The 26726-nt window shown below is 69.2% G+C and carries 21 protein-coding genes; 13 read left to right on the top strand and 8 right to left on the bottom strand.

The window, feature by feature from the left end:
• Positions 1-22 precede the first annotated feature (22 nt).
• From sucB to ACFXP5_RS02345, 3 genes are read right to left on the bottom strand one after another with little or no spacing between them, the layout of a single operon-like run.
• Positions 23-1846 (bottom strand): 2-oxoglutarate dehydrogenase, E2 component, dihydrolipoamide succinyltransferase, encoded by a 1824-nt coding sequence (gene sucB, locus ACFXP5_RS02355; protein ID WP_394543356.1) that lies wholly within the window; start codon positions 1844-1846, stop codon positions 23-25.
• Positions 1847-1901: 55 nt separating this feature from the next.
• Positions 1902-3275 carry a dihydrolipoyl dehydrogenase gene (lpdA, locus tag ACFXP5_RS02350; RefSeq protein WP_394543355.1) on the bottom strand — a complete coding sequence of 458 codons (1374 nt, stop codon included), beginning with the start codon at positions 3273-3275 and terminating at the stop codon, positions 1902-1904.
• Positions 3272-4741, bottom strand: a complete 1470-nt coding sequence (locus ACFXP5_RS02345; RefSeq protein WP_394543354.1) for a leucyl aminopeptidase — start codon at positions 4739-4741, stop codon at positions 3272-3274. The genes lpdA and ACFXP5_RS02345 overlap by 4 nt, the downstream gene beginning before the upstream one ends.
• Before the next feature lie 82 nt (positions 4742-4823).
• Here ACFXP5_RS02345 and ACFXP5_RS02340 point away from each other — a divergent pair, with 82 nt between their 5' ends.
• From ACFXP5_RS02340 to ACFXP5_RS02330, 3 genes are all read left to right on the top strand, one after another.
• Positions 4824-5750 (top strand): proteasome assembly chaperone family protein, encoded by a 927-nt coding sequence (locus ACFXP5_RS02340; protein ID WP_394543353.1) that lies wholly within the window; start codon positions 4824-4826, stop codon positions 5748-5750.
• 199 nt (positions 5751-5949) lie between these two features.
• Positions 5950-7296 (top strand): RNA polymerase sigma factor, encoded by a 1347-nt coding sequence (locus tag ACFXP5_RS02335; RefSeq protein WP_394543351.1) that lies wholly within the window; start codon positions 5950-5952, stop codon positions 7294-7296.
• A complete protein-coding gene (locus ACFXP5_RS02330) occupies positions 7293-7991 on the top strand; it encodes a coenzyme F420-0:L-glutamate ligase (protein WP_394526640.1) in 699 nt (232 codons plus the stop codon). The genes ACFXP5_RS02335 and ACFXP5_RS02330 overlap by 4 nt, the downstream gene beginning before the upstream one ends.
• A 150-nt stretch (positions 7992-8141) precedes the next feature.
• On the opposite strand, the gene ACFXP5_RS02325 is transcribed toward ACFXP5_RS02330, so the two are convergent.
• Positions 8142-9164 carry a sugar-transfer associated ATP-grasp domain-containing protein gene (locus tag ACFXP5_RS02325; RefSeq protein WP_394543350.1) on the bottom strand — a complete coding sequence of 341 codons (1023 nt, stop codon included), beginning with the start codon at positions 9162-9164 and terminating at the stop codon, positions 8142-8144.
• Between the two features lie 44 nt (positions 9165-9208).
• On the opposite strand from ACFXP5_RS02325, the gene ACFXP5_RS02320 reads away from it, so the two are divergent.
• Positions 9209-9916, top strand: a complete 708-nt coding sequence (locus ACFXP5_RS02320) for an alanine racemase C-terminal domain-containing protein (protein WP_394543348.1) — start codon at positions 9209-9211, stop codon at positions 9914-9916.
• Positions 9913-10974 (top strand): alanine racemase, encoded by a 1062-nt coding sequence (locus ACFXP5_RS02315; protein ID WP_394543347.1) that lies wholly within the window; start codon positions 9913-9915, stop codon positions 10972-10974. The genes ACFXP5_RS02320 and ACFXP5_RS02315 overlap by 4 nt, the downstream gene beginning before the upstream one ends.
• A 42-nt stretch (positions 10975-11016) precedes the next feature.
• Here ACFXP5_RS02315 and ACFXP5_RS02310 read toward each other — a convergent pair whose 3' ends face one another.
• Positions 11017-11238, bottom strand: coding sequence for a DUF7455 domain-containing protein (locus ACFXP5_RS02310; RefSeq protein ID WP_394526634.1), 222 nt, complete (start codon positions 11236-11238; stop codon positions 11017-11019).
• Between the two features lie 166 nt (positions 11239-11404).
• On the opposite strand from ACFXP5_RS02310, the gene ACFXP5_RS02305 reads away from it, so the two are divergent.
• A complete protein-coding gene (locus tag ACFXP5_RS02305) occupies positions 11405-13477 on the top strand; it encodes a DNA gyrase/topoisomerase IV subunit B (protein WP_394544165.1) in 2073 nt (690 codons plus the stop codon).
• Between the two features lie 551 nt (positions 13478-14028).
• Here the strand turns inward: ACFXP5_RS02305 and ACFXP5_RS02300 are convergent.
• Positions 14029-16488, bottom strand: coding sequence for a DNA gyrase/topoisomerase IV subunit A (locus tag ACFXP5_RS02300; RefSeq protein WP_394543345.1), 2460 nt, complete (start codon positions 16486-16488; stop codon positions 14029-14031).
• 74 nt (positions 16489-16562) lie between these two features.
• On the opposite strand from ACFXP5_RS02300, the gene ACFXP5_RS02295 reads away from it, so the two are divergent.
• Complete coding sequence (locus tag ACFXP5_RS02295; RefSeq protein WP_394543344.1) at positions 16563-17693, top strand: alkaline phosphatase family protein; 1131 nt, start codon at positions 16563-16565, stop codon at positions 17691-17693.
• Between the two features lie 6 nt (positions 17694-17699).
• Here the strand turns inward: ACFXP5_RS02295 and sepH are convergent, their stop codons facing one another.
• Positions 17700-18722, bottom strand: a complete 1023-nt coding sequence (gene sepH / locus ACFXP5_RS02290) for a septation protein SepH (RefSeq protein ID WP_394543343.1) — start codon at positions 18720-18722, stop codon at positions 17700-17702.
• A gap of 206 nt (positions 18723-18928) precedes the next feature.
• On the opposite strand from sepH, the gene ACFXP5_RS02285 reads away from it, so the two are divergent.
• A complete protein-coding gene (locus ACFXP5_RS02285; RefSeq protein ID WP_116646549.1) occupies positions 18929-19222 on the top strand; it encodes a DUF4193 domain-containing protein in 294 nt (97 codons plus the stop codon).
• Here the strand turns inward: ACFXP5_RS02285 and ACFXP5_RS02280 are convergent.
• Entirely contained in the window at positions 19197-19667 is a 471-nt protein-coding gene (locus ACFXP5_RS02280) for a DUF3093 domain-containing protein (RefSeq protein WP_394544164.1), read from the bottom strand. The two genes, ACFXP5_RS02285 and ACFXP5_RS02280, sit on opposite strands and share 26 nt — an antisense overlap.
• 34 nt (positions 19668-19701) lie before the next feature.
• Between ACFXP5_RS02280 and dut the strand changes: the two genes are divergently transcribed.
• The 5 genes from dut (at position 19702) to dxs (ending at position 26644) form a co-directional block, all read left to right on the top strand.
• Positions 19702-20157 carry a dUTP diphosphatase gene (dut, locus tag ACFXP5_RS02275; protein WP_394526628.1) on the top strand — a complete coding sequence of 152 codons (456 nt, stop codon included), beginning with the start codon at positions 19702-19704 and terminating at the stop codon, positions 20155-20157.
• Positions 20154-20750 carry a DUF3710 domain-containing protein gene (locus ACFXP5_RS02270; protein ID WP_394526627.1) on the top strand — a complete coding sequence of 199 codons (597 nt, stop codon included), beginning with the start codon at positions 20154-20156 and terminating at the stop codon, positions 20748-20750. The genes dut and ACFXP5_RS02270 overlap by 4 nt, the downstream gene beginning before the upstream one ends.
• The gene (locus ACFXP5_RS02265; RefSeq protein WP_394543341.1) at positions 20747-21526 is read left to right on the top strand and encodes a DUF3159 domain-containing protein; all 780 of its coding nucleotides are present in this window, start codon (positions 20747-20749) and stop codon (positions 21524-21526) included. The genes ACFXP5_RS02270 and ACFXP5_RS02265 overlap by 4 nt, the downstream gene beginning before the upstream one ends.
• 83 nt (positions 21527-21609) lie before the next feature.
• Positions 21610-24519, top strand: a complete 2910-nt coding sequence (locus ACFXP5_RS02260; RefSeq protein WP_394543340.1) for an aconitate hydratase — start codon at positions 21610-21612, stop codon at positions 24517-24519.
• Positions 24520-24688: 169 nt separating this feature from the next.
• Positions 24689-26644 (top strand): 1-deoxy-D-xylulose-5-phosphate synthase, encoded by a 1956-nt coding sequence (gene dxs / locus ACFXP5_RS02255; RefSeq protein WP_394526623.1) that lies wholly within the window; start codon positions 24689-24691, stop codon positions 26642-26644.
• Positions 26645-26726: the final 82 nt, after the last annotated feature.

Genomic DNA, 26726 nt, shown 5'->3' with positions numbered 1-26726 from the left:
CCGGAGTCACCCGGGCGGCGTGTCACATACCGAGCTGAGCCTCGAACTGTGCACCCTCGAGGCGGGCCTTGACCGCGCCGAGGAAGCGCGCGGCGTCCGCGCCGTCGATGATGCGGTGATCGTACGAGAGGGCGAGGTAGACGTAGGAGCGCACCGAGATGGCATCCTTCCCGTCGACCGCGACCACGCCCGGCTTCTTCACCACGGCACCGAGGCCGAGGATCGCCGACTGCGGCAGGAACACGATCGGCGTGTCGAACAGCGCGCCGCGCGAACCGGTGTTGGTCAGCGTGAAGGTGCCGCCGGCGAGCTCGTCGGGCTTCAGCTTGTTGTCCCGCGTGCGTGCCGCGAGGTCGGCGATCTCCCGAGCGAGCTGAGCGAGGTTCTTGCCGCCCGCGTCACGGATGACGGGGGTCAGCAGGCCGCGCTCGGTGTCGACCGCGATCGACACGTTCTCGGAATCGGGGTAGACGATCTGGTCGCCGTCCACGGTGGCGTTGATGATCGGGTAGGCCTGCAGCGCCTCGATCGCGGCGAGAGCGAAGAACGGCAGGAACGAGAGCTTGTCGCCCGTCTTCTCCTGGAACTGCGCCTTCACGGCGTCGCGGAAGGCCGAGACCTTCGTGACGTCGACCTCGACGACCGTCGTCAACTGCGCGGTCGCCTGCATGGACGCCACGGCGCGCTCGGCGATGACCTTGCGCAGTCGCGACATCTTCTGCGTGGTGCCACGCAGCGGCGACACCTCGACGGCGGCCGGGGCGGGGGCGGATGCTGCCGGTGCTGCGGCGGGGGATGCGGCAGGCGCCTTCGCAGCCTCGGCGGCCTTGAGGACGTCCTCCTTGCGGATGCGTCCGCCGACACCGCTGCCGGTCAGCGTGCTGAGGTCGACACCCTGCTGCTGAGCGAGCCGGCGCACGAGCGGGGTCACGTAGGTGACCTCGTCGTTCGTCGCGGTGACCGAAGCCGCCTCCGCCGCGGGGGCGGGAGCGCTCTGCGGTGCGGCGGCCGGTGCCGGTGCTGCGGCGGGTGCCGCCGCGGGCGCGGGCGCAGCGGGCTTGTCGGCCTCGACCGGCTTGTCGACCGACGGCGCCTCGGGCGCGGCCTCGGCTGCCGGAGCGGGCGCTGCCGGAGCAGGCGCCGCCGGAGCGGACTCTGCCGCGGGTGCGGGAGCTGCGGCCGGTGCTGCGGCGGGAGCCGCTCCGCTACCGACACGGGCGAGCGCGGCGCCGACGGCGACCGTCTCGTCTTCCGCGACGAGGATCTCCTGCAGCACGCCGGCTACCGGCGAGGGGATCTCGGTGTCGACCTTGTCGGTCGAGATCTCCAGCAGCGGCTCGTCGACGGCGACGTCGTCGCCGACCGCCTTCAGCCAACGCGTGATGGTGCCCTCGGTGACGCTCTCGCCCAGTTCGGGCAACACGATCTCCGTCGCGTCGCCGGCGGGGGCGGCGGCAGGCGCTGCTTCTTCCGCGGGGGCCTCGGGCTGCGCGGGCGCCGGTTCGGCGGGTGCGGCTTCGGCGGGTGCGGCGGAATCTGCGGGCGCGGCGGGGGCAGCATCCTCAGAATCCGACTCCGCAGCGGGAGCGGACGAATCGGGTGCGGACGAGCCGTCGCCGATCTTCGCGAGGATCGCGCCGACCTCGACTGTCTCATCTTCGGCGACGAGGATCTCCTCGATCACACCGCTGACAGGCGAGGGGATTTCGGTGTCCACCTTGTCAGTGGAGATCTCCAGCAGCCCCTCGTCTTCCTGGACGGTGTCCCCGACGTTCTTGAGCCAGCGGGTGACCGTTCCCTCGGTTACGCTCTCACCGAGCGCGGGGAGGACGACGGAAGTGCTCATGAGTTTGTCTCCTTCATGACCTTTATGTGGTTCTAGCTTAGTGACGCCGGATGCGTCAGAGAGTGTGGAGCGGTTTCCCCGCCATCGCGAGGAAGGCTTCGCCCAGCGCCTCGCTCTGCGTGGGATGTGCGTGCACGTAGGGCGCGATGTCTTCGGGATGCGCTTCCCAGCCGACGGCCAACTGGGCCTCGGTGATCAGTTCGCCGACCCGGTCACCGACGAGATGGGTGCCGATCACGGGTCCGTCCTTGAGGCGGATGATCTTCGCGAGCCCGCTGGTGTGCAGGATCTCGCTCTTGGCGTTGCCCGCCAGGTTGTATTCGTAGGTGATCACCGCGTCAGCGCCGTGCGCATCGATCGCCTGGGCTTCGGTGAGCCCGACGGATGCGACCTCGGGACGCGAGTACGTCACCCGGGGGAGGTGCGCGTCGGGCACGAGCACCGGCCGGAGTCCCGCGATCTCCTCGGCGACGAAGATGCCCTGCTGGAAGCCACGATGGGCGAGCTGCGGACCGGGGACGATGTCGCCCACCGCCCAGACGTGCGGAGCATCGGTGCGGAGGTGGTCATCGGTGTGCACGAATCCCCGCTCGAGCGCGACGCCGACTTCTTCGAGGCCGATTCCCGAGGTGGACGGGCCGCGGCCGATCGCGACGAGAAGGTAGTCCGCGCTCAGGACGGTGCCGTTGTCGAGGGTCACGGTGACCGCGTCGGCGGTCTGGGCGACGGTCTCCACCCGCGAACCGAGCGTGAAGGCGATCCCTCGCTTGCGGTAGGCGCGCTCGAGCGCCTTGCTCACGGTCGCGTCGTCGGTGGGGAGAAGGCGATCGAGGGCTTCGACGATCGTGACCTCAGCGCCCAGCGAACGCCAGGCGCTCGCGAACTCCACGCCGATGACGCCGCCGCCCAGAACGATGACCGAACCCGGCACCTCGGCGAGATCGAGTGCCTGCTCGCTGGTCAGGATCCTCCCGCCGATCTCGACGCCGGGCAGGGTTCGGGGGAACGAGCCGGTCGCCACGACGACGTCGGTGCCGCGGTAGACATCGTCGCCGACACGCACTGCCGGGCCCGACTCGAGCACGCCGTCACCGGCCACCACGGTGATCTTGCGGCTGGCGATGAGCCCTTGCAGACCTTTGTACTTCTTGGCGACGATGCCCTCGCGGTACGTGCGTGCGGCCACCGGGTCGATGTGATCCAGGGTGACGTGCACGCCGACGCTCGCCGCATCGCGCACGGTGTCGGCCACTTCGCCGGAGTGGAGCAGCGCTTTCGTGGGGATGCAGCCTCGGTGCAGGCACGTGCCACCGAGCTTGTCCTTCTCGACGATCACGACGGTCTTGCCCAGCTCCGCCGCGCGGAGCGCTGCGGCGTACCCGCCGCTGCCGCCGCCCAGGATCACGAGGTCGGCGGAGTGGTCCGTCATCGGGCGGCCTGCTGGGTGAGCAGCTCGATCAGCGAACGGGTGCTCGCCCCGGTCACGCCCTTGTCGGTGAAGCCGAAAGCGCCGCCCTTGTTCATGCCCGTACCGGCGATGTCCAGGTGCACCCACGGGATGCGCGGGGCGTCCGCAGCGTCGGAGGTGCGCCCGACGAAGTGCTGGAGGAAGAGACCGGCGAACATCGTTCCGCCGGCGGGGTCGCCCATCTTCGCGTTCTGCAGGTCGGCGATCGGGGAGTCCAGCTCTTCGCGCATGTGCACCGGGAGCGGGAGGCGCCACGCCAGTTCGGAGACATCCTCGGCGGCGGCGAGGTAGTCGTCGACCGCGTCATCGGAGCCCATCACGCCGGTGTGGCGCGTTCCGAGGGCGGTGGTGACCGCGCCCGTCAGGGTGGCGACGTCGACGATGAGATCGGGGTGCTCGCGGCTCGCGGCGACCAGGCCGTCACCCAGGACCAGGCGGCCCTCGGCGTCGGTGTTGGTCACTTCGACCGTCGTGCCGTCGGCGAGTCGGAGTACGTCTCCCGGGCGTGTCGCGCGGCCGGACGGCATGTTGTCGGCCACGCACATCCATGCGGTCACGCGCACGGGCAGCTGCAGTTGGGCTGCCGCTCGGACGACGGCGAGCACCGTGGCGGCGCCGCACATGTCGTACTTCATGCCGACCATGGAAGCGGCGGGCTTGAGCGACAATCCGCCGGTGTCGAAGGTGATGCCCTTCCCGACGAGCGCGACCGAGCGGCGGGCGTCAGCGGGGGAGTAGTCGAGCCGCACCAGGCGCGGCGGCCGGTCGGAGCCCTGACCGACGCCGATGATGCCGCCGAATCCCTGCTCGCGCAGTTCGGTCTCATCCCAGACCCGCACCTCCACGGGGAGGTCGGCGACGGACTCCGTCGCGCGGTCGGCGAGGTCCTGCGGACCGAGCCATTCGGCGGGGGTGGTGACGAGGTCCTTGACCAGCGCGACCGCGTCGGCGACGGCCGACACGGCAGCGACGTCGGCCGAGGTCGGCGCTTCGGCGGTGTGCACCGTCACGACGCTCGCGCGCGCAGCGGGAGCCTTGGCGGCGTACCCCGCGAAGCGATAACCGCCGAGAGCCGCTCCCTCGGCGAGCGGGCGCCATACGGGTCCGTCGGTCCCCGGCGCGGCGAGCGACACGCGCTCGAAGCCGGTCAGGAGGCGGATGCCGGCGCCGGCCGCGTCGCGGAGAGCTGCGGCGTCATCGCTCCCGCCGCGCCCGACGACGGCGAGCGGGAGGTCCAGGTCGGGGAGGGTGACGCGTTGGAACGATCCCGGCGCACCGGTGAAGCCCAGGCGCGAAAGAACGGGGACCAGACCCGGCCAACCGTCGATCTCGGTCGTGTCGTCGAGAGTGGGCAGAACCAGCAGCAGCGCATCGGCGTCGGCCTCACGGACCGGCGAGTTGCTGTGCGCGAGACGGGGGAAAGACATGTCTCCATCCTACGGACGCCTGTTCGCTGTCAGCGGGACGCACGGCGGGCTCGACGTCCGGAGCGACTCATAGAGTGGTCGCATGCCCTCCTTTGCGCCGCTTTACGACCGTGCCGCCTCGGCACCGCCGGTGCCACCGGGGCTGCCGCTCGTCATCGCCCTCACCGGATTCACCGATGCCGGCGGAGCCGTGGCGCGGGTAGTCGAGTACTTCCGCGATGATCTCGATCCCTCACCGCTGTTCGCGTTCTCGAACGACGTGCTGCTGGACTACCGCGCCCGTCGTCCGATCATCTCCTTCGACGAGGATCACCTCACCGACTTCCGGCCGCCCCGTCTCGAGCTGTCTCTCGCCCACGACTCGCTGGGGCAGCCGTTCGTGCTGCTCGCCGGGTACGAACCCGACTTCGCGTGGGAGGCGTTCGCCGAGGCGGTGCTCGATCTGGCGGAGGGACTCGAGGTGTCGTCCGTGACCTGGGTGCACGCCATTCCGATGCCCGTGCCGCACACCCGTCCGATTGGAACCACCGTCAGCGGCACCCGGTCCGACCTCGCCGAGGCGCACTCCGTCTGGCGCCCGCACACCCAGGTGCCCGCTACGGCCGGCCACCTGCTCGAATACCGTTTCGCCCAGATCGGTGCCAGCGTTGCCGGTTTCGTCCTGCTGATCCCGCACTACCTGGGCGACACCGAGTACCCGGCGGCCGCGCTGGCCGGACTCGACAGCCTCACCGTGGCGACGGGATTGGTCTTCTCCGGAGACAAGCTGCGGGATGAGAACCGCGACTACCTCGTGAAGGTCGAGGAGCAGGTCGCGAACAGCGATGAGCTCACCCGCATGGTGCAGGGGCTGGAAGAGCGATACGACTCCTACATGGCCGGCTCGACGCAGGCGACGCCGATCATCCACACCGGAGATCTGCCGAGTGCCGATGAGTTGGCGGCCGAGCTCGAACGGTTCCTCGCCACCCGTGGCGACGACGACAAGCGCGGCGGCGGCCTCTCCTGACGGAATAAGACACTGGACCGGAGCGTTCGTTCCGGTGTACGCTTCCGCGCCGTTTCTGGCCGGGACCAAGGTGTGCGACAATAAAGAACCTGACCCGTTGTCATCCGGTGAGCGAGAGCTGTACGTCGCTTCCGAGCTTGACAAGGGTCTTACTAGTGCCCGGCGGACGTCCGACGGACACCCCGGTGAAAGGCAAAACGTGGCAGGCACGAACACCAAGACCCGCACGCAAGACGACGCAGACCTCGACACCGTCGAGCCCACGACCGAGCCGGCGAAGGCGCCCGCGAAGAAGGCTCCCGCCAAGGCGAAGGCTCCCGCCAAAGCCAAGGCCCCCGCGAAAGCGAAGGCCCCGGCCAAGGCGAAGGCCCCCGCCAAGGGTGCGGACGACGAGGACATCGACGTCGATGCCGAGGTCGAAGACGACGAGATCGAAGTCGTCGTCGTCGATACCGACGACGCCACGGAAGAGGTTGCCGACAGCGCCGCTCCGAAGAAGACCGCCGATGCCGACGACGAGGAGGAAGAGGCCACCAAGCCTGCTTTCACCGAGCCGCTGCCCACCGGCGCGATCGTCATCTCCTCCAGCGATGAAGACGACGTACCGGTCTACTCGGCTCAGATCACCGGAGCCACCGCCGACCCCGTCAAGGACTACCTGAAGCAGATCGGTAAAGTCCCGCTGCTGAACGCGGCTGAAGAGGTCGAGCTCGCGATGCGCATCGAGGCGGGCCTGTTCGCCGAAGAGAAGCTGTCGCACATGTCGGCCGCCGAGAAGTCGAATCAGCTCGGACTCGACCTGCAGTGGGTCGCCCGCGACGGCCAGCGCGCGAAGAGCCACCTGCTCGGCGCGAACCTCCGCCTCGTCGTCTCCCTCGCCAAGCGGTACACCGGTCGCGGCATGCAGTTCCTGGATCTCATCCAGGAGGGCAACCTGGGACTCATCCGTGCCGTCGAGAAGTTCGACTACACCAAGGGCTTCAAGTTCTCGACCTACGCGACGTGGTGGATCCGTCAGGCGATCACGCGCGCCATGGCGGACCAGGCTCGGACCATCCGCATCCCGGTGCACATGGTCGAAGTGATCAACAAGCTCGCCCGCGTGCAGCGTCAGATGCTGCAGGACCTCGGTCGCGAACCCACCCCGGAAGAGCTGTCGCGCGAACTCGACATGACCCCCGAGAAGGTCATCGAGGTGCAGAAGTACGGGCGCGAGCCCATCTCGCTGCACACCCCGCTCGGTGAAGACGGTGACAGCGAGTTCGGTGACCTCATCGAGGACACCGAAGCGGTCGTGCCGGCGGATGCTGTCGGGTTCACCATGCTTCAGCGTCAGCTCGAATCGCTCCTCGATTCGCTCTCCGAGCGCGAAGCGGGCGTCATCCGCATGCGCTTCGGTCTCGGCGACGGTCAGCCCAAGACGCTCGACCAGATCGGCGACACGTTCGGGGTCACGCGCGAGCGGATCCGCCAGATCGAGTCCAAGACGATGGCCAAGCTTCGTCACCCGAGCCGCTCGCAGTCACTGCGGGACTACCTCGAGTGAGCGGCGAGGCCAACGCCGGTAAGGCTCTCACGGCGCAGGTCGACGGTGTCTCGTACGCCCGCATTCCGATCCGCACGCGGGTCGTCATGCCGGGCGACGATCTCGACGCGTTCATCCTCGAATACGCGCCGGGTGTCGTGCAGGGCGGCGACATCTTCTTCGTCACGGAGAAGATCGTCGCCATCACGCAGGGGCGTTCGTACCTCGTCGAGGACATCCAGCCCCGCCGTCTCGCTCTGTTCCTGTCGAAGTACGTCACGCGCACGCCGTACGGCATCGGTCTCGGCATGCCGGAGACGATGGAGATGGCCCTGCGCGAGTGCGGCACTCCTCGCATCCTGTTCGCCGCGGCCGTCTCGGCCGTGACGAAGGCACTCGGGCGCAAGGGCGACTTCTACCGCATCGCCGGTGACAAGGCCCGGGCCATCGACGGTCCGACCAGCGGCACCATCCCGCCGTACAACAAGGCCGTCGTGCTCGGACCCGACCGTCCGGCCGCCGTAGCGGAACACATCCGTGCCCTGCTCGGCGTGGAGGCCGACGTCGCCGTCGTCGACATCAACGATCTGGGGGGCAACATCCTCGGATCCACCCTCGACCGTGCGGGGGAGCGCCGACTCGTGGCGATCCTCAAGGACAACCCCCTCGGACAGGGGCACCAGTCGACGCCGCTCGGCGTGGTGCGCCCGGTCTGACGGCTCGACCGCTTCGCTCGCTCAGCGTTGAGTCAGCTCGCGTCAACGCCGCTGCGCGGCATGAGAGGCTGACGCTTCGACTCGCTTCGCTCGCTCAGCGTTGAGCCGCACTCGTATCAACGCCGCTGCGCGGCATTGATACGATTCGGCTCAAAACCCGATGGCGGCCTGGTAGCGCGGCTTGTGACCGGTGCGGATTCCGGTGACGCTCGGCTTGTTCTCGTAGACGCCGGCGCCCCAGTTGCCTTCGACGAGCACGGGCCCGTCGGGGGTCACCACGATGTCCCAACCGACGTACTGCACCTGGGGCACGACCCGAGCGACGCGGTCGACGAATTCCTTGACCTCGGCGATGAACGGCAGCTGGAAGTCGGCGATCCGGAATCCGGAATCGGGGTGGGTCTCGTGCACGTGCCCGTGGGAGTCGTACCCGGGTCCGACGGCGTGGCCGTTCTCGTCGAGCATCGTGTAGAAGCCGCCGAAGGTCATCTGATCGCTCACGGCCCCACGGCCGAACTTCTGCGCCATCGCCAGGATGTGCGTGCGTTCGCCGTCGAAGAACGCCGTGACACGGGTGGTGTTGACCGTGCCCGGGCAGACCGCAGCGAGGTCGGCGTGCTGCACGATGAGCTGCTCGATGAGCAATTCCCCGCGCTTGAGCAGACCACGGTGGAAATCGTCCCAGTCCTCGATCGTGGCCGAGTGATAGCGATGCACCCCCGTGCCGGCCTGACCGACGGGCTCTTTCGTCACGATCGTGCCGTGGCGCTCGGTGAAGGCGCGTACTTCCTCGGCGTTGTCCGCGCCGACGACCATCCACTCGCGGTGCAGGTGCTCGCTGAACACGCCGTCGAACTCGACCTTGTCCTGGAAGATGTGCCGATAGTCGGGGTGGTCGTACTTCTGCGAGATCTGGTTCGACACCGGGTGGGTCATGAACGTGGCCCGCTCCGCCGGCGTGAGGATCGCGAAGTCGTAGTCGATGTAGTCCTGGAACCCCACGTTGCGCATTCCCGCCTGCCAGAGCATGTCGGCCACGATCGCCGGCGTCCACTTGCCGTGGTCGCGTGAGGCCTCCTTGGCCCGCTCCACCACCGAGCCGACGTCGATACGACGGGCCCGTCCGGCAAGGTAGCGAAGGCGGGACGAGAGGGCGAAGCCCTTTTCTGGCATGCGAACTCCGGGGTCGGTGAAGGGGATCCCGTTAGTCTAAGTGGGTGAACGAGGCGATTCCTGGAGCGCGCGATCGCCGGTTCCCCCCTCCCGCCTTCGCCCCCGTCGTGCTGTTGAGCCGGGGGGCTCTGGTCTCCAACATCCGCGCTGCTTTGACGATCGAGGGCGCCGGGCGCCTCGTCGATGTCCGCCGCGACGGCTGGGGGTACGGCGAGGATTTCGTGACCCGCGGCGCGGTGGCGGCCGGGGCGGACGGCGTGCTCACGGATCAGGATGCTGCGCCCCTCGCGTCCGGGGTGATCGACCCGGGGTGGGTGCTCGGGCTTTCGGGTGAGCACCGCGCGCGGCACCCGCAGGCGGTCATGGGTCTGCGCGGACGCGTGCTGTCCTTGAAGGAGCTGCGCGCGGGGGAGGGTGTCTCGTACGGCTACACCTACCGCGCGAAGCACGACACCCGCGTGGCGCTCGTCACCGGCGGCTACGCCCAGGGGGTCGTGCGCTCCCTCGGCAACCGCATCTCCGTGGCCATCGGCGAGGGCCGGTTCGCCGTCGCCGGCCGGGTGGCGATGGACGTGAGCGTTGTCGAGGTGGGCACCGCGGAGATCGCGCGCGGTGATGACGTGGTGTTCTTCGGCGACCCCGCCGCCGGGGCACCGAGCATCGCGGCGTGGTCGGAAGCATCCGGTCTCACCGTCGCAGAGATCGCCGCCACCGTCGGGCGGCGAGCGGCGATCGTGCAGGAGATTCCGTGAGCGGCCCGATCCACGAGCTCGATCTCGACGCCTTCGCCGCGAACATCCATACCGTTCGCGCAGCGGTCGCTCCCGCGGAGTTCATGCTGGTGGTGAAGGACGACGCCTACCGTCACGGGCTCGACGCGATCCTCCCGCGCGCCTTCGCCGAAGGGGTGAGCTGGTTCGGCGCTTTCGACGTGGAGACCGGCGAGCACGTCGCCCGCCTCGCCGAAGACGCCGGAGCGGACGTGCGCGTCTTCATCTGGACCATCGGCGGCGACGACACCCCCGGGTCCGACGCGGCACGGGCCGCCCGTGGCAGGTTCGACGTCGGCATCGGCGATGCGGTGCAGCTCGACCTCGTCGCCGCGGCGGGCCTCGCCGAGCAGACGGCCGTGCGCGTGCATCTCAAGATCGACACGGGGCTTCACCGCAATGGTTTCCGGCCGGAGGAGTGGGACGCGGCGGTCCGCTCGGCGCGCGCCTGGGAACAGCGCGGCGCCATCCGGGTCGAGGGGGTGTGGAGCCATATCGCCGAAGCATCCGACCGGGACGACGACGACGCCCGCGCCGTCTTCGATGACGCGGTGACGACGGCAGCATCCGCCGGTCTCACGCCCCGCTACCGCCATCTGGCGGCCAGCGCGGCCTCGTTCGCGCGGGCCGAGTTCCGCTACGAGATGGTGCGGGTCGGCGCTTTCGCGTACGGCATCCGCCCGGCCGGCGGGCCCGACGACCGCGAACTTGGGATCGCGCCGGTCCTGACCGTGCGGGCGCGGGTGACCGGTGTCGACGGCGCCGTGGCGCGGCTCGCTGTCGGAGCGCTCGACGGGCTGCCCTCGCTGCTCGCGGGACGGGCCGCTGTCGACGCCGGTGTGCACCGCGCACGGATCCTCGCGATCGACGCCCTCGAGACCCGCGTCGAAGCCTGGCCGGGCGCCGCTGCCGGCGATGTCGTCACGGTCTACGGCGGCGCGGGCGCCGGCCGCTCGGCGACCGACCTCGCCGAACTGATCGGGACGATCGGCGAAGAGATCGTGCTGCGCACGGGAAAGAGAAGCGGCACCTCCCGGTGAGGGAGGTGCCGCTGAAGTCTCTGGTCGCCGGAGCGGTCGGGGTCAGACCGATTCGTTCAGGCGAGCGGTCTCATCGTGCCAGGACGACGCGATGCTGCGGAGCTTCGCCTCGTACTTGCGACCGTGGTGGGCGCAGAACAGAAGCTCGCTGCCGTTGACCTCGGCCGCGATGTAGGCCTGGGCTCCGCACGAGTCGCAGCGGTCGGCTGCGCTGAGACGGTAGTCGAGGACGGCGGTGTTCTCAATCGGTGTCGAAGTGCTCATCTTCGTGCCTCCTCGGGGTACTGCATGTTCGGGTGGGTGCATCACATGTAACCACGGCGGTCTGGGGGCTATGCCCGGGTGCACCGACATTTCGCTCAGCGCGTACGCGGCCCCGCCGTGCCGTGTGTCTTCGAGCCGGTGTCGCACCCCGCGGTTATCGTGGGAGATTGTGACCTCCGAGTACTCCGCCCATCATCTCCAGGTTCTGGAAGGGCTCGAGGCGGTGCGCAAACGCCCCGGGATGTACATCGGTTCGACCGACTCGCGCGGCTTGATGCACTGTCTCTGGGAGATCATCGACAACTCCGTCGATGAGGCCCTCGGCGGCCACGGCGACCGCATCGACATCGTTCTGCACGCCGACGGCAGCGTCGAGGTGCGCGATCGCGCCCGTGGCATCCCGGTCGACATCGAACCGCGCACCGGCCTGTCCGGTGTCGAGGTGGTCTTCACCAAGCTGCACGCCGGCGGGAAGTTCGGCGGCGGCTCGTATGCGGCTTCCGGCGGCTTGCACGGTGTCGGAGCTTCGGTCGTCAACGCCCTCTCCGAGCGTCTCGACGTCGAGGTCGATCGCGGCGGCAAGACGTGGGCGATGTCGTTCCACCGCGGCGAGCCCGGTCAGTTCGCCGGCTCCGCCCCCGACGCACCGTTCACCCCCTACGACAACCGCAGCGAATTGCGCGTGGCCGGCAAGGCCCCCAAGGGGGTCACCGGTACTCGCATCCGCTACTGGGCCGACCCGCAGATCTTCACGAAGGATGCGACGTTCCACCTCGACGAGCTCGTGCAGCGCGCTCGACAGACCGCATTCCTCATCCCGGGGCTCGAGATCGTCATCAGCGACGAGCGGGGGCCCGAACCCGTCGAGACCGCCTACCGCTTCGATGGCGGCATCTCGGAGTTCGCGGATTTCCTCGCGCCCGACACCGGCATCACGGACACCTGGCGCCTCACGGGCTCGGGCACGTTCACCGAGACCGTGCCGGTGCTGCAGCCGACCGGCGCGATGGTGCCGACCGAGGTGAAACGCGAGTGCGAGGTCGACGTGGCGCTGCGGTGGGGCATCGGCTACGAGACGCAGATGCGGTCGTTCGTGAACATCATCGCGACCCCCAAGGGCGGAACGCACCAGCAGGGCTTCGAGCAGGGCCTGATGAAGGTGGTGCGCAGCCAGGTCGAGCAGAACGCCCGCCGCCTCAAGGTCGGCAACGACAAGATCGACAAGGACGACATCCTCGCGGGGCTGACCGCGGTGCTGACCGTTCGTCTTCCCGAGCCGCAGTTCGAGGGTCAGACGAAAGAGATCCTCGGCACACCGGCGGTGCGCCAGATCGTGTCGAACGTGGTGAGCGCTGAGCTCGCCGCCAGGTTCGCGTCGCCCAAGCGCGACGACAAGGCGCAGACGTCCCTGCTGCTCGACAAGGTCGTCTCCGAGATGAAGGCGCGCATCTCCGCCCGCCAGCACAAAGAGACCCAGCGACGCAAGAACGCCCTGGAGTCCTCCTCGCTCCCGGCCAAGCTCGCCGACTGCCGCACGAACGACGTCGCCGCCTCCGAGCTGTTCATCGTCGAGGGCGACTCCGCCCTCGGCACCGCCAAGCTCGCGCGCAACAGCGAGTACCAGGCGCTGCTGCCCATCCGCGGCAAGATCCTCAACGTGCAGAAGGCGTCGATCAGCGACATGCTCTCGAACGCGGAGTGCGCGTCGATCATCCAGGTCATCGGCGCCGGCTCCGGTCGCTCGTTCGACATGTCGGCCGCCCGCTACGGCAAGATCATCCTGATGAGCGATGCCGATGTCGACGGCGCCCACATCCGCACCCTGCTGCTCACGCTGTTCTTCCGCTACATGCGTCCACTCATCGACGAAGGCCGGGTCTACGCCGCCGTGCCGCCGCTTCACCGCGTGATCGTGATGAACCCCGGAACGAAGCCCAACGAGACCATCTACACCTACAGCGAGCAGGAGCTCCACGCCCTGCTCGCCAAACTCACCAAGGCCGGCAAGCGGTGGCAGGAGCCCATCCAGCGCTACAAGGGCCTCGGTGAGATGGATGCCGACCAGCTCGCCACGACGACCATGGACCGCGAGGGCCGCACGCTCCGCCGCGTACTCATGAACGACGCCGAGGCGGCAGCATCCGTCTTCGAACTGCTCATGGGCAACGACGTCGCCCCGCGCAAGGAGTTCATCATCGACTCAAGCGATCGGCTGGCGCGCGAGCGCATCGACGTCTGATCGCTCGCGCCCGCTCTCGCGCTCGCACTCGCGCTCGCGCCTCCCTCCCCAGAGCACCCAGTACGTACGTTCTCGTCGAGAACGCACGATAGCGGGATCCGACGACGTGCGGTTTCGACGAGTACGTACGTATTCGGCGAAGCCCGCGGGCGGGTGGGGCAGGCGCCGGGGGGCGGATGCTGGAGCGCGGGCGCTAGCGCTCGCGCTCGCACTCGCGTTTGCATACCCTGAGCGCCCAGTACGTACGTTCTCGTCGAGAACGCACGATAGCGGGTTCCGACGACGTGCGGTTTCGACGAGTACGTACGTATTCGGCGAAACCCGCGGGCGGGTGGGGCAGGCGGGGCGGGGCGGATGCTGGAGCGCGGGCGCTAGCCCTCGCTCACGCGTTGGCATACCCAGAGCGCCCAGTACGTACGTTCTCGTCGAGAACGCACGGTAAGGGGTTCCGACGACGTGCGGTTTCGACGAGTACGTACGTATTCGGCGAGGCCTGCGGGTGCGCCAGGGGCCATGGGCCAGGCGGGGCGGGGCGGATGCTGGGGCGTGGGCTAGCGGACGACCGTACCCACCGCGCCGATGACGCCATCCAGCGCGACGCCCGAGGCGTCGCGCTTGGCACCCGCGGCCGGAAGGGCGGGCGTCGCGCCGTCGGTGCCGACGGCGCGAGGCTCCGCACCCACCCAGGCGAGCAGCAGTATGTCTTCGCCGCGGAGGAAGCGCTGCGCGCGCACCCCGCCGGTGGCACGCCCCTTGGGCGGGAACTCCTCGAAGGCCGAGACCTTCGCCGAACCCGGATCGGTGCCCGGGAGGGCGCCGGCCGTTCCCGCGATCGTCACGACCACCACGTCCGCGGCGTCCGGCGGCACCACGGTGAAGCTCACGGCCTCGGTGCCGTCGGCGAGGCGGATGCCGGCCATGCCGCCGGCGGAGCGCCCCTGCGGGCGCACCGAGGCCGCACCGAAGCGCAGCAGCTGCGCGTCGGCCGCGACGAACACCAGCTCGGCGTCGTCGGGGGCGACGGCTGCACCGACAACGCGGTCTCCCGGCTTGAGCGCGATGATCTCGATGTCGTGCTTCGGGCCGAGCTCGGTGGCCGACACGCGCTTGACGATGCCCTGAGCCGTCCCCAGAGCGATCGGCGGATCCTCGACGAGCGGCACGATCGCGACGACGTGCTCGCTGCCCGACAGCCCGAGGTACTGATCGGCCCGGGTGCCCGCGGCGAGGCCCACGGAATTGGCCGGCACCGACGGCAGGTCGACCGGTGAGAAGCGCACGAGGCGCCCCGCCGAGGTGACCGCGCCGAGGTCGGCGCGGGTGGTCGTGTCGACGGCCGAGCGGATGGCGTCGTGCTTCGAGCGTCGGCTCGGCGACACGATGCCGCCGTTGGGGGCATCGGCGACGAGCTCGGCACGCACCATCCGGCCGGTCGCGGAGAGGTACACCCGGCAGGGGGCGTCCGCGATCTGCAGGTCGGCCAGCGCGGCCGACTTCGAGCGGGGCGTGACCGGTCCGCCGTTCATCAGCAGAGTGCGCCGAGGTGTTCCGTACGCTTCGGCGGCAGCATCCAATTCCCGCGCCACCTGGGCGTGGAGGAGTGCCTCGCTGCCGAGCAGCTCGATCAGCGCGGCGATGTCGGCCTTCAAGGCGTCGCGCTCGCTCTCGAGCTCGATGCGGGAGAACTTCGTGAGTCGACGCAGCCGCAACTCGAGGATGTACTCGGACTGCGCCTCCGACAGATCGAACACGTCCATCAGGCGAGCGCGTGCCTGTTCGCCGTCGTCGGAGGCGCGGATGACCTGGATGACCTCGTCGATGTCGAGGATCGCGATGAGGAGTCCCTCGACAAGGTGGAGGCGTTCCTGCTTGCGCGCGAGTCGGTAGCGGCTGCGGCGGGTGACGACGCTGATGCGGTGGTCGAGGTACACCCGCAGCAGATCGCGCAGGCCCAGGGTCTGGGGCTGGCCGTCGACGAGCGCCACGTTGTTGATGCCGAACGAGTCCTCCAGCGGGGTCAGCCGATAGAGCTGATCCAGCACCGCCTGCGGGTCGAATCCGGTCTTGATGCCGATGACCAGCCGCAGCCCGTGGTTGCGGTCGGTCAGGTCGGTCACGTCGGAGATGCCGGTCAGCTTCTTGGCGGTGACGGCATCCTTGATCTTCTCGATGAGCCGCTCGGGGCCGACCAGGTAGGGCAGCTCGGTCACGACCAGCCCGGTGCGCCGGGGGCCGAGCGACTCGATGGATACCTTCGCGCGGGTGCGGAAGCTGCCGCGGCCGCTCGTGTAGGCGTCTTTGATCCCGTCGAGACCCACGATGATCCCGCCCGTGGGCAGGTCGGGGCCCGGCACGAACTCCATGAGCTCTTCGATCGTCGCCTCGGGGTGGGCGAGCAGGTGGATGGCGGCGGCGGCGACCTCGATGAGGTTGTGCGGCGCCATGTTGGTCGCCATGCCGACCGCGATCCCGGTCGCGCCGTTCACGAGCAGGTTCGGAAACGCCGCCGGAAGCACCTCCGGCTGCTGGAACTGGCCGTCGTAGTTCGGGATGAAGTCCACGACGTCCTCGTCGAGGTTCTCCGTCAGGGCGAGGGCGGCGGGGCCCAGGCGTGCCTCGGTGTAGCGGGAGGCGGCCGGACCGTCGTCGAGGGAGCCGAAGTTGCCGTGCCCGTCGACGAGGGGAAGGCGCAGGGTGAACGGCTGGGCGAGGCGCACGAGCGCGTCGTAGATGGGGGAGTCGCCGTGGGGGTGCAGCTTTCCCATCACCTCGCCCACGACGCGGGCGCTCTTCACGTGGCCGCGGTCGGGCCGCAGGCCCATCTCCGCCATCTGGTACAGGATGCGGCGCTGCACCGGCTTGAGGCCGTCACGGGCGTCGGGGAGGGCGCGCGAATAGATGACCGAATAGGCGTACTCGAGGAAAGACCCCTGCATCTCGGTGGAGACATCGACCTCTTCGATGCGCTCGACCGTGCTCGTGGCGGCGGGGGAGGGTCGGGATGCGGGCATGGACCTCGTGCCTCGGGAAGCGGAAGATGTCGGGGGCCGACGGAGCCGTTCGCTCGTGTGCGAGACTGACCCGGATGTCCCTCAGCTTACCGGCCGACCCCCCGCACGCCCGGAGCCTCACCGGTGTGGTCACCGAGTCCCTCGCCGCTCTCGACGGCGGTTCGTCGTGGTTCCGTCCCGCCCGCAGTGCGATCGTCTGCGTCGTCGACGGACTCGGTGCGCTCAACCTCGCGGCGCGGCGCGGACACGCCCGATTCCTCTCCGCCGCCGGGGGCAAGCGCGACGTGGCGCGCAGCGTCTTCCCCTCGACGACGGCGGCATCGCTCACCAGCCTGCTGACGGGCACCGATCCCGGCCAGCACGGCATCGTCGGCTACCGCGTGCGCGTGCCCGAGACGGGGGAGCTGCCTGACCAGCTCAAAGGGTGGGAGACGCACGGCCTCGATCCGCTCTCCTGGCAGCAGGCGCAGCCGTACTCGGCGCTGGCCGCAGCGTCCGGCCGACCGTTCTTCGTCGTCTCACGACCCGAGTACGAGGGCACGGGCTTCACCGCGGCCACCTTGCGCGGGGCGGAGTTCCACAGCGCCGGCGACCTCGAAGAACGCGTGCAGATCGCCGCGGACCTCGCCGCCCGCCACCCCGGGGCGCTCGTGTACCTCTACGCCCCCGACCTCGACACGATCGGGCACCGCCTGGGGTGGGAGTCCGACGCGTGGAGCGCGGGGCTGGAGACGGTGGATGCTGCACTCCGCACGCTCGCGGGGCAGCTCGCCCCCTCGACCGGGGCGGTGATCACCGCCGACCACGGGATGGTCGACGTACCGCGCCATCGCCACATCCTGTTGGGGGACGACAGCCCCCTCGTGGCGGGGGTCGCGGCGATCGGCGGAGAACCTCGGATGCTGCACGTCTATGCCGAGCCGGGCAACGAGGCCGCGGTGCTCGAGGCGTGGCGGGAATCCGAGTCGTCTCGAGCGTGGGTGATGTCGCGAGCCGAAGCGGTCGACGCGCGATTGTTCGGCGCCGTCGATGCCGACGTGATGCCACGGATCGGCGACGTCCTGGTCGCCGCCCGCAGCGCCGTCGCGTACTACGACGATCGTCCGAGCGACAAGGGCGCGCAGAACATGGTCGGCCAGCACGGCTCGCTCACCCCGGAGGAGCGGATCGTGCCGTTGCTGCGCCTCGGAGCCTTCGCGGGCTGAGGAGCCCTAGTTCTCGTCGGTGCGCGCGCCGAAGACGATCTCGTCCCACGAGGGCAGTGCGGTGCGCCCACGTCGTCGACCCGACGAGTCGTTCGACGACTCCGACGTGTCGGGCGACGGCGCCGATTCCTCGGCGGACGCGTCGTACCCGGGCTCGAGGGCGTCGAAGAGCGCGACCGGGGCCGGCGAACGCGTCGGTTCCGCAGCATCCATTCCCGGCAAGGGCTCGCGCTGACCGCGACGGCGGCGCAGCGCGTCGAGCAGGTCGGCCGTCTCGTGCGACGTCACCGGGGGCTCGGGAGCGCGCTTGGCCGCTGCGTCGTGAGCGCTCAGGGCAGGTGTGGTCTCGGCGACCGGCGCGTGCTGCGGCTCGGCCTCCACCTTGCGGGGTCCGAACGAGCCGCTGTCGAAACGCGAGTCGTCCTTGGCGAGCGGGGTGTCCAGGGCGCGCAGCCGGGGGATGAGGCCCTCCGGCAGGGAACCCTGTCGCGACAACTGGATCGCGTCGGAGTTCTGCGGCGAGAGCGTGCTGCGGCGCGGCTCGAAACCCCACCGGGCGTCGTGATCGACGTCGTTCGCGGTGAACTCGAGCTTCACGATCCAGCCGTTCTGCTCTTTCCAGCTCGTCCACCGTTCGCTCGTGGCGCCGGCTTCGGAAAGCTTGGCGCGCACGGCAGCACCGAAGGTGACGGGCGCGTCGTGCTCGAGGTCGCCCCCGAGCAGCACCGGCACGGAGAGCGCCTGCCCCACGACGTGCTCGCGTTCGGCGAGCACCGGGCGCTCGAAGCGCACCACATCCTCGAGGCGGGCGCCGAGGAGCGTGGCGACCTCGGGAGCGGAGAGACCGGAGCGGATGTGTGCCTGGATCTCACGCGGACTCGGCCGCGGACCCTTGTCGCCCTGATCACGGCGCGTGCGCCGCAATTCGGCGCGCAACACCTCATCGACGGGCAGCGTGAATCGCTCCCCGGACTCAGTCGCGAGCACCAGGACGTCGTCCTCGGTTCCGATGACTTTGAGCTGTTCCATGCGGAAACACCCCTTCGTTCTGCGGTTGATGGCCATGCTCGCACGCGACAGCGCCGGCGGCGGGAATATCCGGGGCGCGCCGTGAGTTTCACGGCTTTGCCCGGCCGGTCATCAAGAGCATTTGCTTTCGAGCGATCGGTCATGCAAACTATGCCCGCCCAGTCGGGCGACGCATCCCGAAACACCGGAAGTAGAGACGTTCACGCATGGCCACCGATTACGACGCACCCCGCAAGACCGAGGACGACAGCGAGTCGATCGAGGCCCTCAAGGAGCGCGTACCCGACAAGATGTCCGGGTCGGTCGACGTCGAAGACTCTGACAACCCCTCAGGTTTCGAGCTTCCCGGAGCCGACCTCTCCGACCTCGAACTCGACGTCGTCGTACTCCCCCCGCAGGAAGACGAGTTCACCTGCATGAACTGCTTCCTCGTCAAGCACCGCTCACAGATCGATCACGAAGACGGCCCCGGCTTCATCTGCGTGGAGTGCGCGGCCTGACCTGAGCACGGCGCACCGCCGCAGCCAGCCGATCCGGCGTGCGTGAGGAGATCACCCACGCCGGAGTCGGATCGTCGAGGTCGGTCACCGGGAAGGTGACGATTCCGTCGATTCCGCCGCGGATCAACAGCCACGCCCGCGCGTCCAGCGACGCACCGCGAGCCGCGCGTGCGTCTTCACCCTGCGCGGGCACGGGTGTGCCGAGCAGGCCGACGTCGATGTGTGCGCGGCCGGCATGAAGCACCTCGCCCCGCACCTCCACCACGGGGGAGGAGGCGATCAGGGCGGTGACGATGCCGAGTCCGACGACGAGGCCCGCCACCAGAGACAGGGTCGCGTCGACGGGGGCGAAAACGAGCGCGGCCATCGGCGCGCACACGGCCGCCGCCACCAGCACCCACAGAGAGGGGCTGAGGCGTTCGCGATAGGCAGGTTCTTGGCGGATGCTGCTGGCCTTCCGTCTGCATTACCCTCAGGGGGTGACCGAAACCGTGGACGTTCCCATTATCGCGGCCGCGCTCCCGATCTACGCCCACCCCGGCGACGCCGGCGCCGATCTGACGGCGTCCGAGGCGGTGCACCTGGCCCCCGGCGAACGCGCGCTCGTCGCGACCGGCGTGCGAATCGCGCTGCCCGACGGCTATGTCGCGTTCGTGGTGCCGCGCAGCGGCCTCGCTGCCAAGCACGGCATCACCGTGGTGAACGCCCCCGGCACCGTGGATGCGGGCTACCGCGGTGAGATCAAGGTTTCGCTGCTCAACACCGACCTGCGCGAGGCCTACGACGTGGCGGTGGGCGACCGTATTGCCCAGCTGATCGTCATGCCGGTGCCCCGCGTACAGTTCCTCCCCGTCGACGAACTACCCGACAGTGCACGCGGCCAGGGGGGCTTCGGCTCCACCGGCTACCAGACGCGAGAAGAGGGATCCTCATGAGCGACGTCTCCCCGGACACCACCCCCGAACCCACCGGTGCTCTCGATCGGGCGACCGACGGCCCGTTCGATGAGACCGAGGCGAATCCCGTCCGGCCGTACATCGACCTCGGCGGGATCAAGATCCTCCCGCGCGAAGGCCTGAACCTCCGCCTCGAAGTGGAGGAGCAGACCAAGCGCATCGTCGCGGTCGGGCTCGACTACGCCGACTCCACCCTGCAGGTGCAGCCGTTCGCTGCGCCGCGCTCGAGCGGTCTGTGGCAGGAGACGCGCGATCAGATCCGCGAGCAGGTGCGCCAGCAGGGCGGGCGTGTCGAGGAGCGCGAGGGTCCGCTGGGCCCCGAGCTGCTCGCCGAGGTCCCCGTCGTCGCCGGGGCCGACGGTGCCAGCAAGCGACTCGCCCGCTTCGTGGGCGTCGACGGCCCGCGCTGGTTCCTGCGGGGCGTCATCGGGGGCGCGGCGACCGGGGATGTCGCAGCGGCCGCTCAGGTCGAAGACCTGTTCCGCTCCATCGTGGTCGTGCGCGGCACCGCACCCATGCCGCCGCGCGATCTGATCCCGCTGCGCATGCCCGCGACGCCCGGAACGCCGTGAGCGATCCCGCACACCCCGACCCGGCACGCCCCGATCCGGAACGGCCCGACGCCGAGCGGGCCGACGAGCTCACGCCCCCGTCGGCATCCGATGCGCTGAGCGCAGCGCTCGGTCAGGCCGCGCGCCGCGCCGGTCTCGATCCGGCCAAACAGACCTCTACCGGTGCTGCCGTGTGGGCCGCCATGGGCGGTTGGCGCGGCATCCTCGAATCGGTGCTGCCCGGTCTGGTCTTCATCGTCGTCTACACCGTCACAATCGACCCGGTCACCGGCGACGGCAACCTGTGGTTGTCGCTGGGGCTGTCGCTCGGTATCGCGGTCGTCTTCACCGCCGCTCGCCTGATCGCCCGTCAGCCCGTGAGTGCCGCCGTCGGCGGACTGGTCGCGGCCGCGGTGGCAGCCGGCTTCGCGGTGTTCACGGGGGAGGCGAGCAACAACTTCATCCCCGGATTCGTCACCAACGTCGCGTACGGGGCCGCGTTCCTGATCTCCGCGCTGACCGGCTGGTCGCTCGTCGGTCTGGCGGTGGGGTTCCTGATGGGGGAGGGCACGCGCTGGCGCGCCGACAAGCGAAAGCGTCGGGTGTTCTTCTGGCTGGCGATCGCGTGGGCCGGGCTGTTCGCGGCCCGCCTCATCGTGCAGCTGCCCCTGTACTTCGCCGACAACGTCACCGCCCTCGGCACCCTGAAGCTCGTGATGGGCATTCCCCTCTTCGCACCTCTCGTCGCTGTCACCTGGCTCGCCGTCCGAACGCTCTACCCCACCCGTCGCGCCTGATATATTTATCTCGACATCGAGATAAATTTCCTCCGCCGCTGTTAGGTCCGCCTTGCTAGCCGCTCAGCGGCGCGGTGAGGAAGATGGAGAAGCGGCAACGTCCGCTTTCGCCGACGAAGGAGACGAACGTGTCCAGTGACTCGAAGAGCGCGGTTGACAGCTTCGGTGCGAAGAGCACCCTGACGGTCGGCAGCACCGACTACGAGATCTTCCGCATCGACACGGTCGCCGGATACGAGAAGCTCCCCTTCAGCCTCAAGGTGCTGCTCGAAAACCTCCTGCGCACCGAAGACGGCGCGAACGTGACGAAAGAGCAGATCCAGGCCCTCGGGTCGTGGGATCCCGCGGCCGAGCCCGACACCGAGATCCAGTTCTCGCCCGCCCGCGTGGTGATGCAGGACTTCACCGGCGTGCCCTGCATCGTCGACCTCGCCACGATGCGCGAGGCGATGGCCGCCCTCGGCGGCGACCCCTCCCGCATCAACCCGCTCTCGCCCGCCGAGATGGTCATCGACCACTCGGTCATCGCCGACCTGTTCGGCAGCGAGAACGCCCTCGAGCGCAACGTCGAGATCGAGTACGAGCGCAACGGTGAGCGCTACCAGTTCCTGCGCTGGGGCCAGACGGCCTTCGACGACTTCAAGGTCGTTCCCCCGGGCACCGGCATCGTTCACCAGGTCAACATCGAGCACCTCGCGAAGGTGGTCTACGACCGCACCTTCGACGGCGTGCTTCGCGCCTACCCCGACACCTGCGTCGGCACCGACTCGCACACCACGATGGTGAACGGTCTCGGCGTGCTGGGCTGGGGCGTCGGCGGCATCGAGGCCGAGGCCGCGATGCTGGGCCAGCCCGTGTCGATGCTCATCCCGCGCGTCGTCGGCTTCAAACTCGTCGGCACCATTCCCACCGGCGTCACGGCCACCGACGTCGTGCTGACGATCACCGAGCTCCTGCGCAAGCACGGCGTCGTCGGCAAGTTCGTCGAGTTCTACGGCGAGGGCGTCGCTTCCGTGCCGCTCGCCAACCGCGCCACGATCGGCAACATGAGCCCCGAGTTCGGTTCGACCGCGGCCATCTTCCCCATCGACAGCGTCACGATCGACTACCTGCGCCTCACCGGCCGCAGCGAGCAGTCCCTTGCGCTCGTCGAGGCGTACGCCAAGCAGCAGCACCTGTGGCACGACCCGTCCGTCGAGCCGGTCTTCAGCGAGTACATGGAACTCGACCTCTCCACGGTCGTCCCCTCCATCGCCGGCCCGAAGCGGCCGCAGGACCGCATCGAGCTCACCCACTCGAAGCAGCAGTTCGAGGTGGACCTGCTCGACTACGCCGACGCCGGCTCGCACACGCGGGTGGATGCTGCCGTCGAGGGCACGTTCCCCGCATCCGACCCCATCGGCTTCACCGCCGAGGACGAGGACCAGGGTGCGGACAACGAGCAGGCCCCGGTCGAAATCAGCCACAACCACGCGCCCAGCAGTGCGTCCCGCCCGACCCAGGTGACGATCAACGGAGGAGAGACGTTCACGCTCGACCACGGCGCGGTGACCATCGCGGCGATCACGTCGTGCACGAACACCTCGAACCCCTCGGTCATGCTCGCGGCAGGTCTGCTCGCGCGCAACGCCGTGAAGAAGGGCCTGAAGGCCAAGCCGTGGGTCAAGACGACCCTGGCTCCCGGTTCCAAGGTGGTCACCGACTACTACGAGAAGGCCGGCCTCACGCAGGATCTCGAAGACCTCGGGTTCTACACCGTGGGCTACGGCTGCACCACGTGCATCGGCAACTCGGGCCCGCTCATCGAAGAGGTCTCGACGGCGATCAACGACAACGACCTCGCCGTCACCGCGGTGCTCTCGGGTAACCGCAACTTCGAGGGGCGCATCAACCCCGACGTGAAGATGAACTACCTCGCGAGCCCGCCGCTGGTGATCGCGTACTCCCTCGCCGGGTCGATGAACTTCGACTTCGAGACCGACCCGCTCGGCAAGGACACGGACGGCAACGACGTGTTCTTGAAGGACATCTGGCCCGACGCGGCCGAGGTGCAGTCCACGATCGACTCGTCCATCAACGAGGAGATGTTCACCCGGCAGTACGCCACCGTGTTCGCGGGCGACGAGCGCTGGCAGAACCTCCCCACCCCGACCGGTGACGTCTTCGAGTGGGACGAGCAGTCGACCTACGTGCGTAAGCCCCCGTACTTCGAGGGCATGACGATGGAGCTCACCCCGGTGCGCAACATCAGCGGCGCACGGGTCATGGCGACGTTGGCCGACTCGGTCACGACCGACCACATCAGCCCGGCGGGAAACATCAAGGTCGACAGCCCGGCGGGTCGCTACCTCGCCGAGCACGGTGTCGAGCGCAAGGACTTCAACTCCTACGGCTCGCGTCGCGGCAACCACGAGATCATGATCCGCGGCACCTTCGCCAACATCCGTCTCAAGAACCAGCTCGTCAGCGCCGTCAACGATGGCGCAGTGGTCGAGGGCGGCTACACCCGCGACTTCACCCAGCCGGGTGGGCCGCAGGCGTTCATCTACGACGCGTGCGAGAACTACGCGGCCAGCGAGACCCCGCTCGTCGTGTTCGGCGGCAAGGAGTACGGTTCGGGCTCGTCGCGCGACTGGGCGGCCAAGGGCACGAGCCTGCTGGGCGTGAAGGCGGTCATCACAGAGAGCTTCGAGCGCATCCACCGCTCGAACCTCATCGGCATGGGCGTCGTTCCGCTGCAGTTCCCCGCGGGTGAGAGCTGGGCGTCGCTCGGGCTCGACGGCACGGAGATCGTCTCGATCGACGGCCTCGACCAGCTCAACGAGGGCGTCACGCCCAAGACGGTGCGCGTCACCGCCGAACCGAGCGAGTTCTCCGCGGACGGCAAGGAGACGGTCGTCTTCGACGCCGTCGTTCGCATCGACACCCCCGGTGAGGCCGACTACTACCGCAACGGCGGCATCCTGCAGTACGTGCTGCGTTCGCTCGTCTGACCATCCACCCGAAAGGCCCCCGCTCCGGCGGGGGCCTTTCGGGTTGGTTCGACGTCATCTCGACGGGGAAGTCAACCGGGCGAGCCACCGGGGCGGTCTCAGGGAGGCCCCTTTAGACTGGCTGGCAGCCGTAACGGATTCGTTCCCGCTCGGCGACGAGAGGAGTTCGATGGCTATTCTGCCGACGATCACTGGTCCGCGTGACCTCGATGAGCTGGACGTCGCACAACTCGAGCAGCTGGCTGCCGAAGTGCGCGAATTCCTGGTCGAGAACGTGTCACGGACGGGTGGGCACCTCGGTCCCAATCTCGGGGTCGTCGAGCTGACCATCGCCCTCCACAAGGTCTTCGATTCTCCGGACGACCCGATCATCTTCGACACCGGGCACCAGTCCTACGTGCACAAGCTCCTGACGGGGCGGCAGGACTTCGATGCGCTCCGCTCCCGCGGGGGGCTGGCCGGCTACCCGCAGCGCTCCGAGAGCGAGCACGACGTCGTCGAGTCCTCGCACGCCTCGAGCTCGCTCAGCTGGGCCGACGGCATCTCCCGTGCGTTCACGCGCACCGGTCGCCGCGACCGCCACGTCATCGCCGTCGTCGGTGACGGCGCCTTGACCGGGGGCATGACCTGGGAAGCGCTCAACAACATCTCCGACGACAACGACCGCAACCTCGTGATCGTCGTCAACGACAACGGCCGCTCGTACGCCCCGACCATCGGCGGCATGGCGCGTTACCTCAACCGCGTTCGCACCGCCGAGACCTACCGCCACCTGCACCGGGGGTCGGACACGCTGTTCCGGAGCCTGGGCCCTGCCGCCCGGGCCGTCTACCGCGGTGTGCGGGGGGCGACCCACGGGTTCCTCTCGCGATTCACGAACAACGAAGCCCTCTACTCCAACCTCGACATCAAATACCTCGGCCCCGTCGACGGTCACGACCTCGAGACGCTGCTCGAGACGCTCGCCCTGGCCAAGTCGTACGGCGCGCCCGTCATCGTCCACGCGATCACCGACAAGGGCCGCGGTTACGCGCCCGCGCGCAGCGACGAGGCCGATCAGTTCCACGCCGTCGGCAAGATCGACCCCATCACCGGCGAACCGCTCTCCAGCGCCACCGGCGACGGCTGGACCGACGTCTTCGCTCGTGAGCTGCTGGCCATCGGTGCCGAGCGCGACGACGTGATCGCCGTCACGGCCGCGATGCTCCGCCCGACGGGTCTCCAGCTGTTCGCCGAGCGCTTCCCCGACCGCACGTACGACGTGGGCATCGCCGAGCAGCACGCCGTGGCCTCGGCCGCCGGTATGGCCTTCGGGGGCCTTCACCCCGTCGTCGCCCTCTACGCGACCTTCATGAACCGTGCCTTCGACCAGATCATGATGGACGTCGCGCTGCACCGCGCCGGCGTCACCTTCGTGCTCGACCGGGCCGGCGTCACCGGCCCCGACGGGCCGAGCCATCACGGGATCTGGGACCTCGCGATGCTGCAACTCGTGCCCGAGATCCGCATCGCCGCCCCCCGCGACGCGAAGCGGCTGCAGGAGGAGCTGCGCGAGGCGCTCGAGATCGCCGACGCACCCACGGTCGTGCGCTATCCGAAGGGCACCGCGGCCGCCGAGCTGACCGCGCTCGAGCGTCTCGCCGACGGCGTGGACGTCATCTCCCGCGCCGACGCGCAAGACGTGCTGCTCGTCGGCATCGGGCCGATGGTGCATCTCGCTCTCGAGGTCGCCGAACGCCTCCAGGCGCAGGGCATCGGCGCCACGGTGGTCGACCCGCGCTGGGCCATTCCCGTGCAGCCGTCGATCGTCGCGCTCGCCCGGGAGCACCGCCTCGTCATCACGATCGAGGACGGCATCCGCGTCGGCGGGGTGGGCACCCGGGTGCGTCAGGTGCTGCGCGAAGCCGGAGTGGACACGGCGGTCGACGAGCTCGGCCTTCCCGACGCCTTCATCCCGCACGCCACGCGGGAGCAGATCTTCGAAGACGCCGGCCTCACCGCGGCCAAGATCGCCCACGATGTCGTCGCGCAGGTGCTGGGTACCCGCATCCCGGTCGCCCGTCCGAACGACCAGGCCACGCTCTGGGTGCCCGAAGACGCGCACCGGGGCGACGCGCGCGACTGAGCCCCGGCGGCTGAACAGGCACGGTCGGGCCCGGATACAGGAAGATCGCCCGGATCAGGACGTTTCATGATGAAAACGTCCT

This window comes from Microbacterium hanjuni (assembly GCF_043556395.1).
Taxonomy (GTDB): domain Bacteria; phylum Actinomycetota; class Actinomycetes; order Actinomycetales; family Microbacteriaceae; genus Microbacterium.
This window is presented reverse-complemented; position numbering and strand designations above follow the sequence as displayed.

What these genes read in the sequence shown, in the direction of transcription:
- sucB (WP_394543356.1), bottom strand. Translation starts at nt 1,846, where the DNA reads ATGAGCACTTCCGTCGTCCTCCCCGCGCTCGGTGAGAGCGTAACCGAG.
- lpdA (WP_394543355.1), bottom strand. Translation starts at nt 3,275, where the DNA reads ATGACGGACCACTCCGCCGACCTCGTGATCCTGGGCGGCGGCAGCGGC.
- ACFXP5_RS02345 (WP_394543354.1), bottom strand. Translation starts at nt 4,741, where the DNA reads ATGTCTTTCCCCCGTCTCGCGCACAGCAACTCGCCGGTCCGTGAGGCC.
- ACFXP5_RS02340 (WP_394543353.1), top strand. Translation starts at nt 4,824, where the DNA reads ATGCCCTCCTTTGCGCCGCTTTACGACCGTGCCGCCTCGGCACCGCCG.
- ACFXP5_RS02325 (WP_394543350.1), bottom strand. Translation starts at nt 9,164, where the DNA reads ATGCCAGAAAAGGGCTTCGCCCTCTCGTCCCGCCTTCGCTACCTTGCC.
- ACFXP5_RS02310 (WP_394526634.1), bottom strand. Translation starts at nt 11,238, where the DNA reads ATGAGCACTTCGACACCGATTGAGAACACCGCCGTCCTCGACTACCGT.
- ACFXP5_RS02300 (WP_394543345.1), bottom strand. Translation starts at nt 16,488, where the DNA reads ATGCCCGCATCCCGACCCTCCCCCGCCGCCACGAGCACGGTCGAGCGC.
- ACFXP5_RS02295 (WP_394543344.1), top strand. Translation starts at nt 16,563, where the DNA reads ATGTCCCTCAGCTTACCGGCCGACCCCCCGCACGCCCGGAGCCTCACC.
- sepH (WP_394543343.1), bottom strand. Translation starts at nt 18,722, where the DNA reads ATGGAACAGCTCAAAGTCATCGGAACCGAGGACGACGTCCTGGTGCTC.
- ACFXP5_RS02285 (WP_116646549.1), top strand. Translation starts at nt 18,929, where the DNA reads ATGGCCACCGATTACGACGCACCCCGCAAGACCGAGGACGACAGCGAG.
- ACFXP5_RS02270 (WP_394526627.1), top strand. Translation starts at nt 20,154, where the DNA reads ATGAGCGACGTCTCCCCGGACACCACCCCCGAACCCACCGGTGCTCTC.
- ACFXP5_RS02260 (WP_394543340.1), top strand. Translation starts at nt 21,610, where the DNA reads ATGGAGAAGCGGCAACGTCCGCTTTCGCCGACGAAGGAGACGAACGTG.
- dxs (WP_394526623.1), top strand. Translation starts at nt 24,689, where the DNA reads ATGGCTATTCTGCCGACGATCACTGGTCCGCGTGACCTCGATGAGCTG.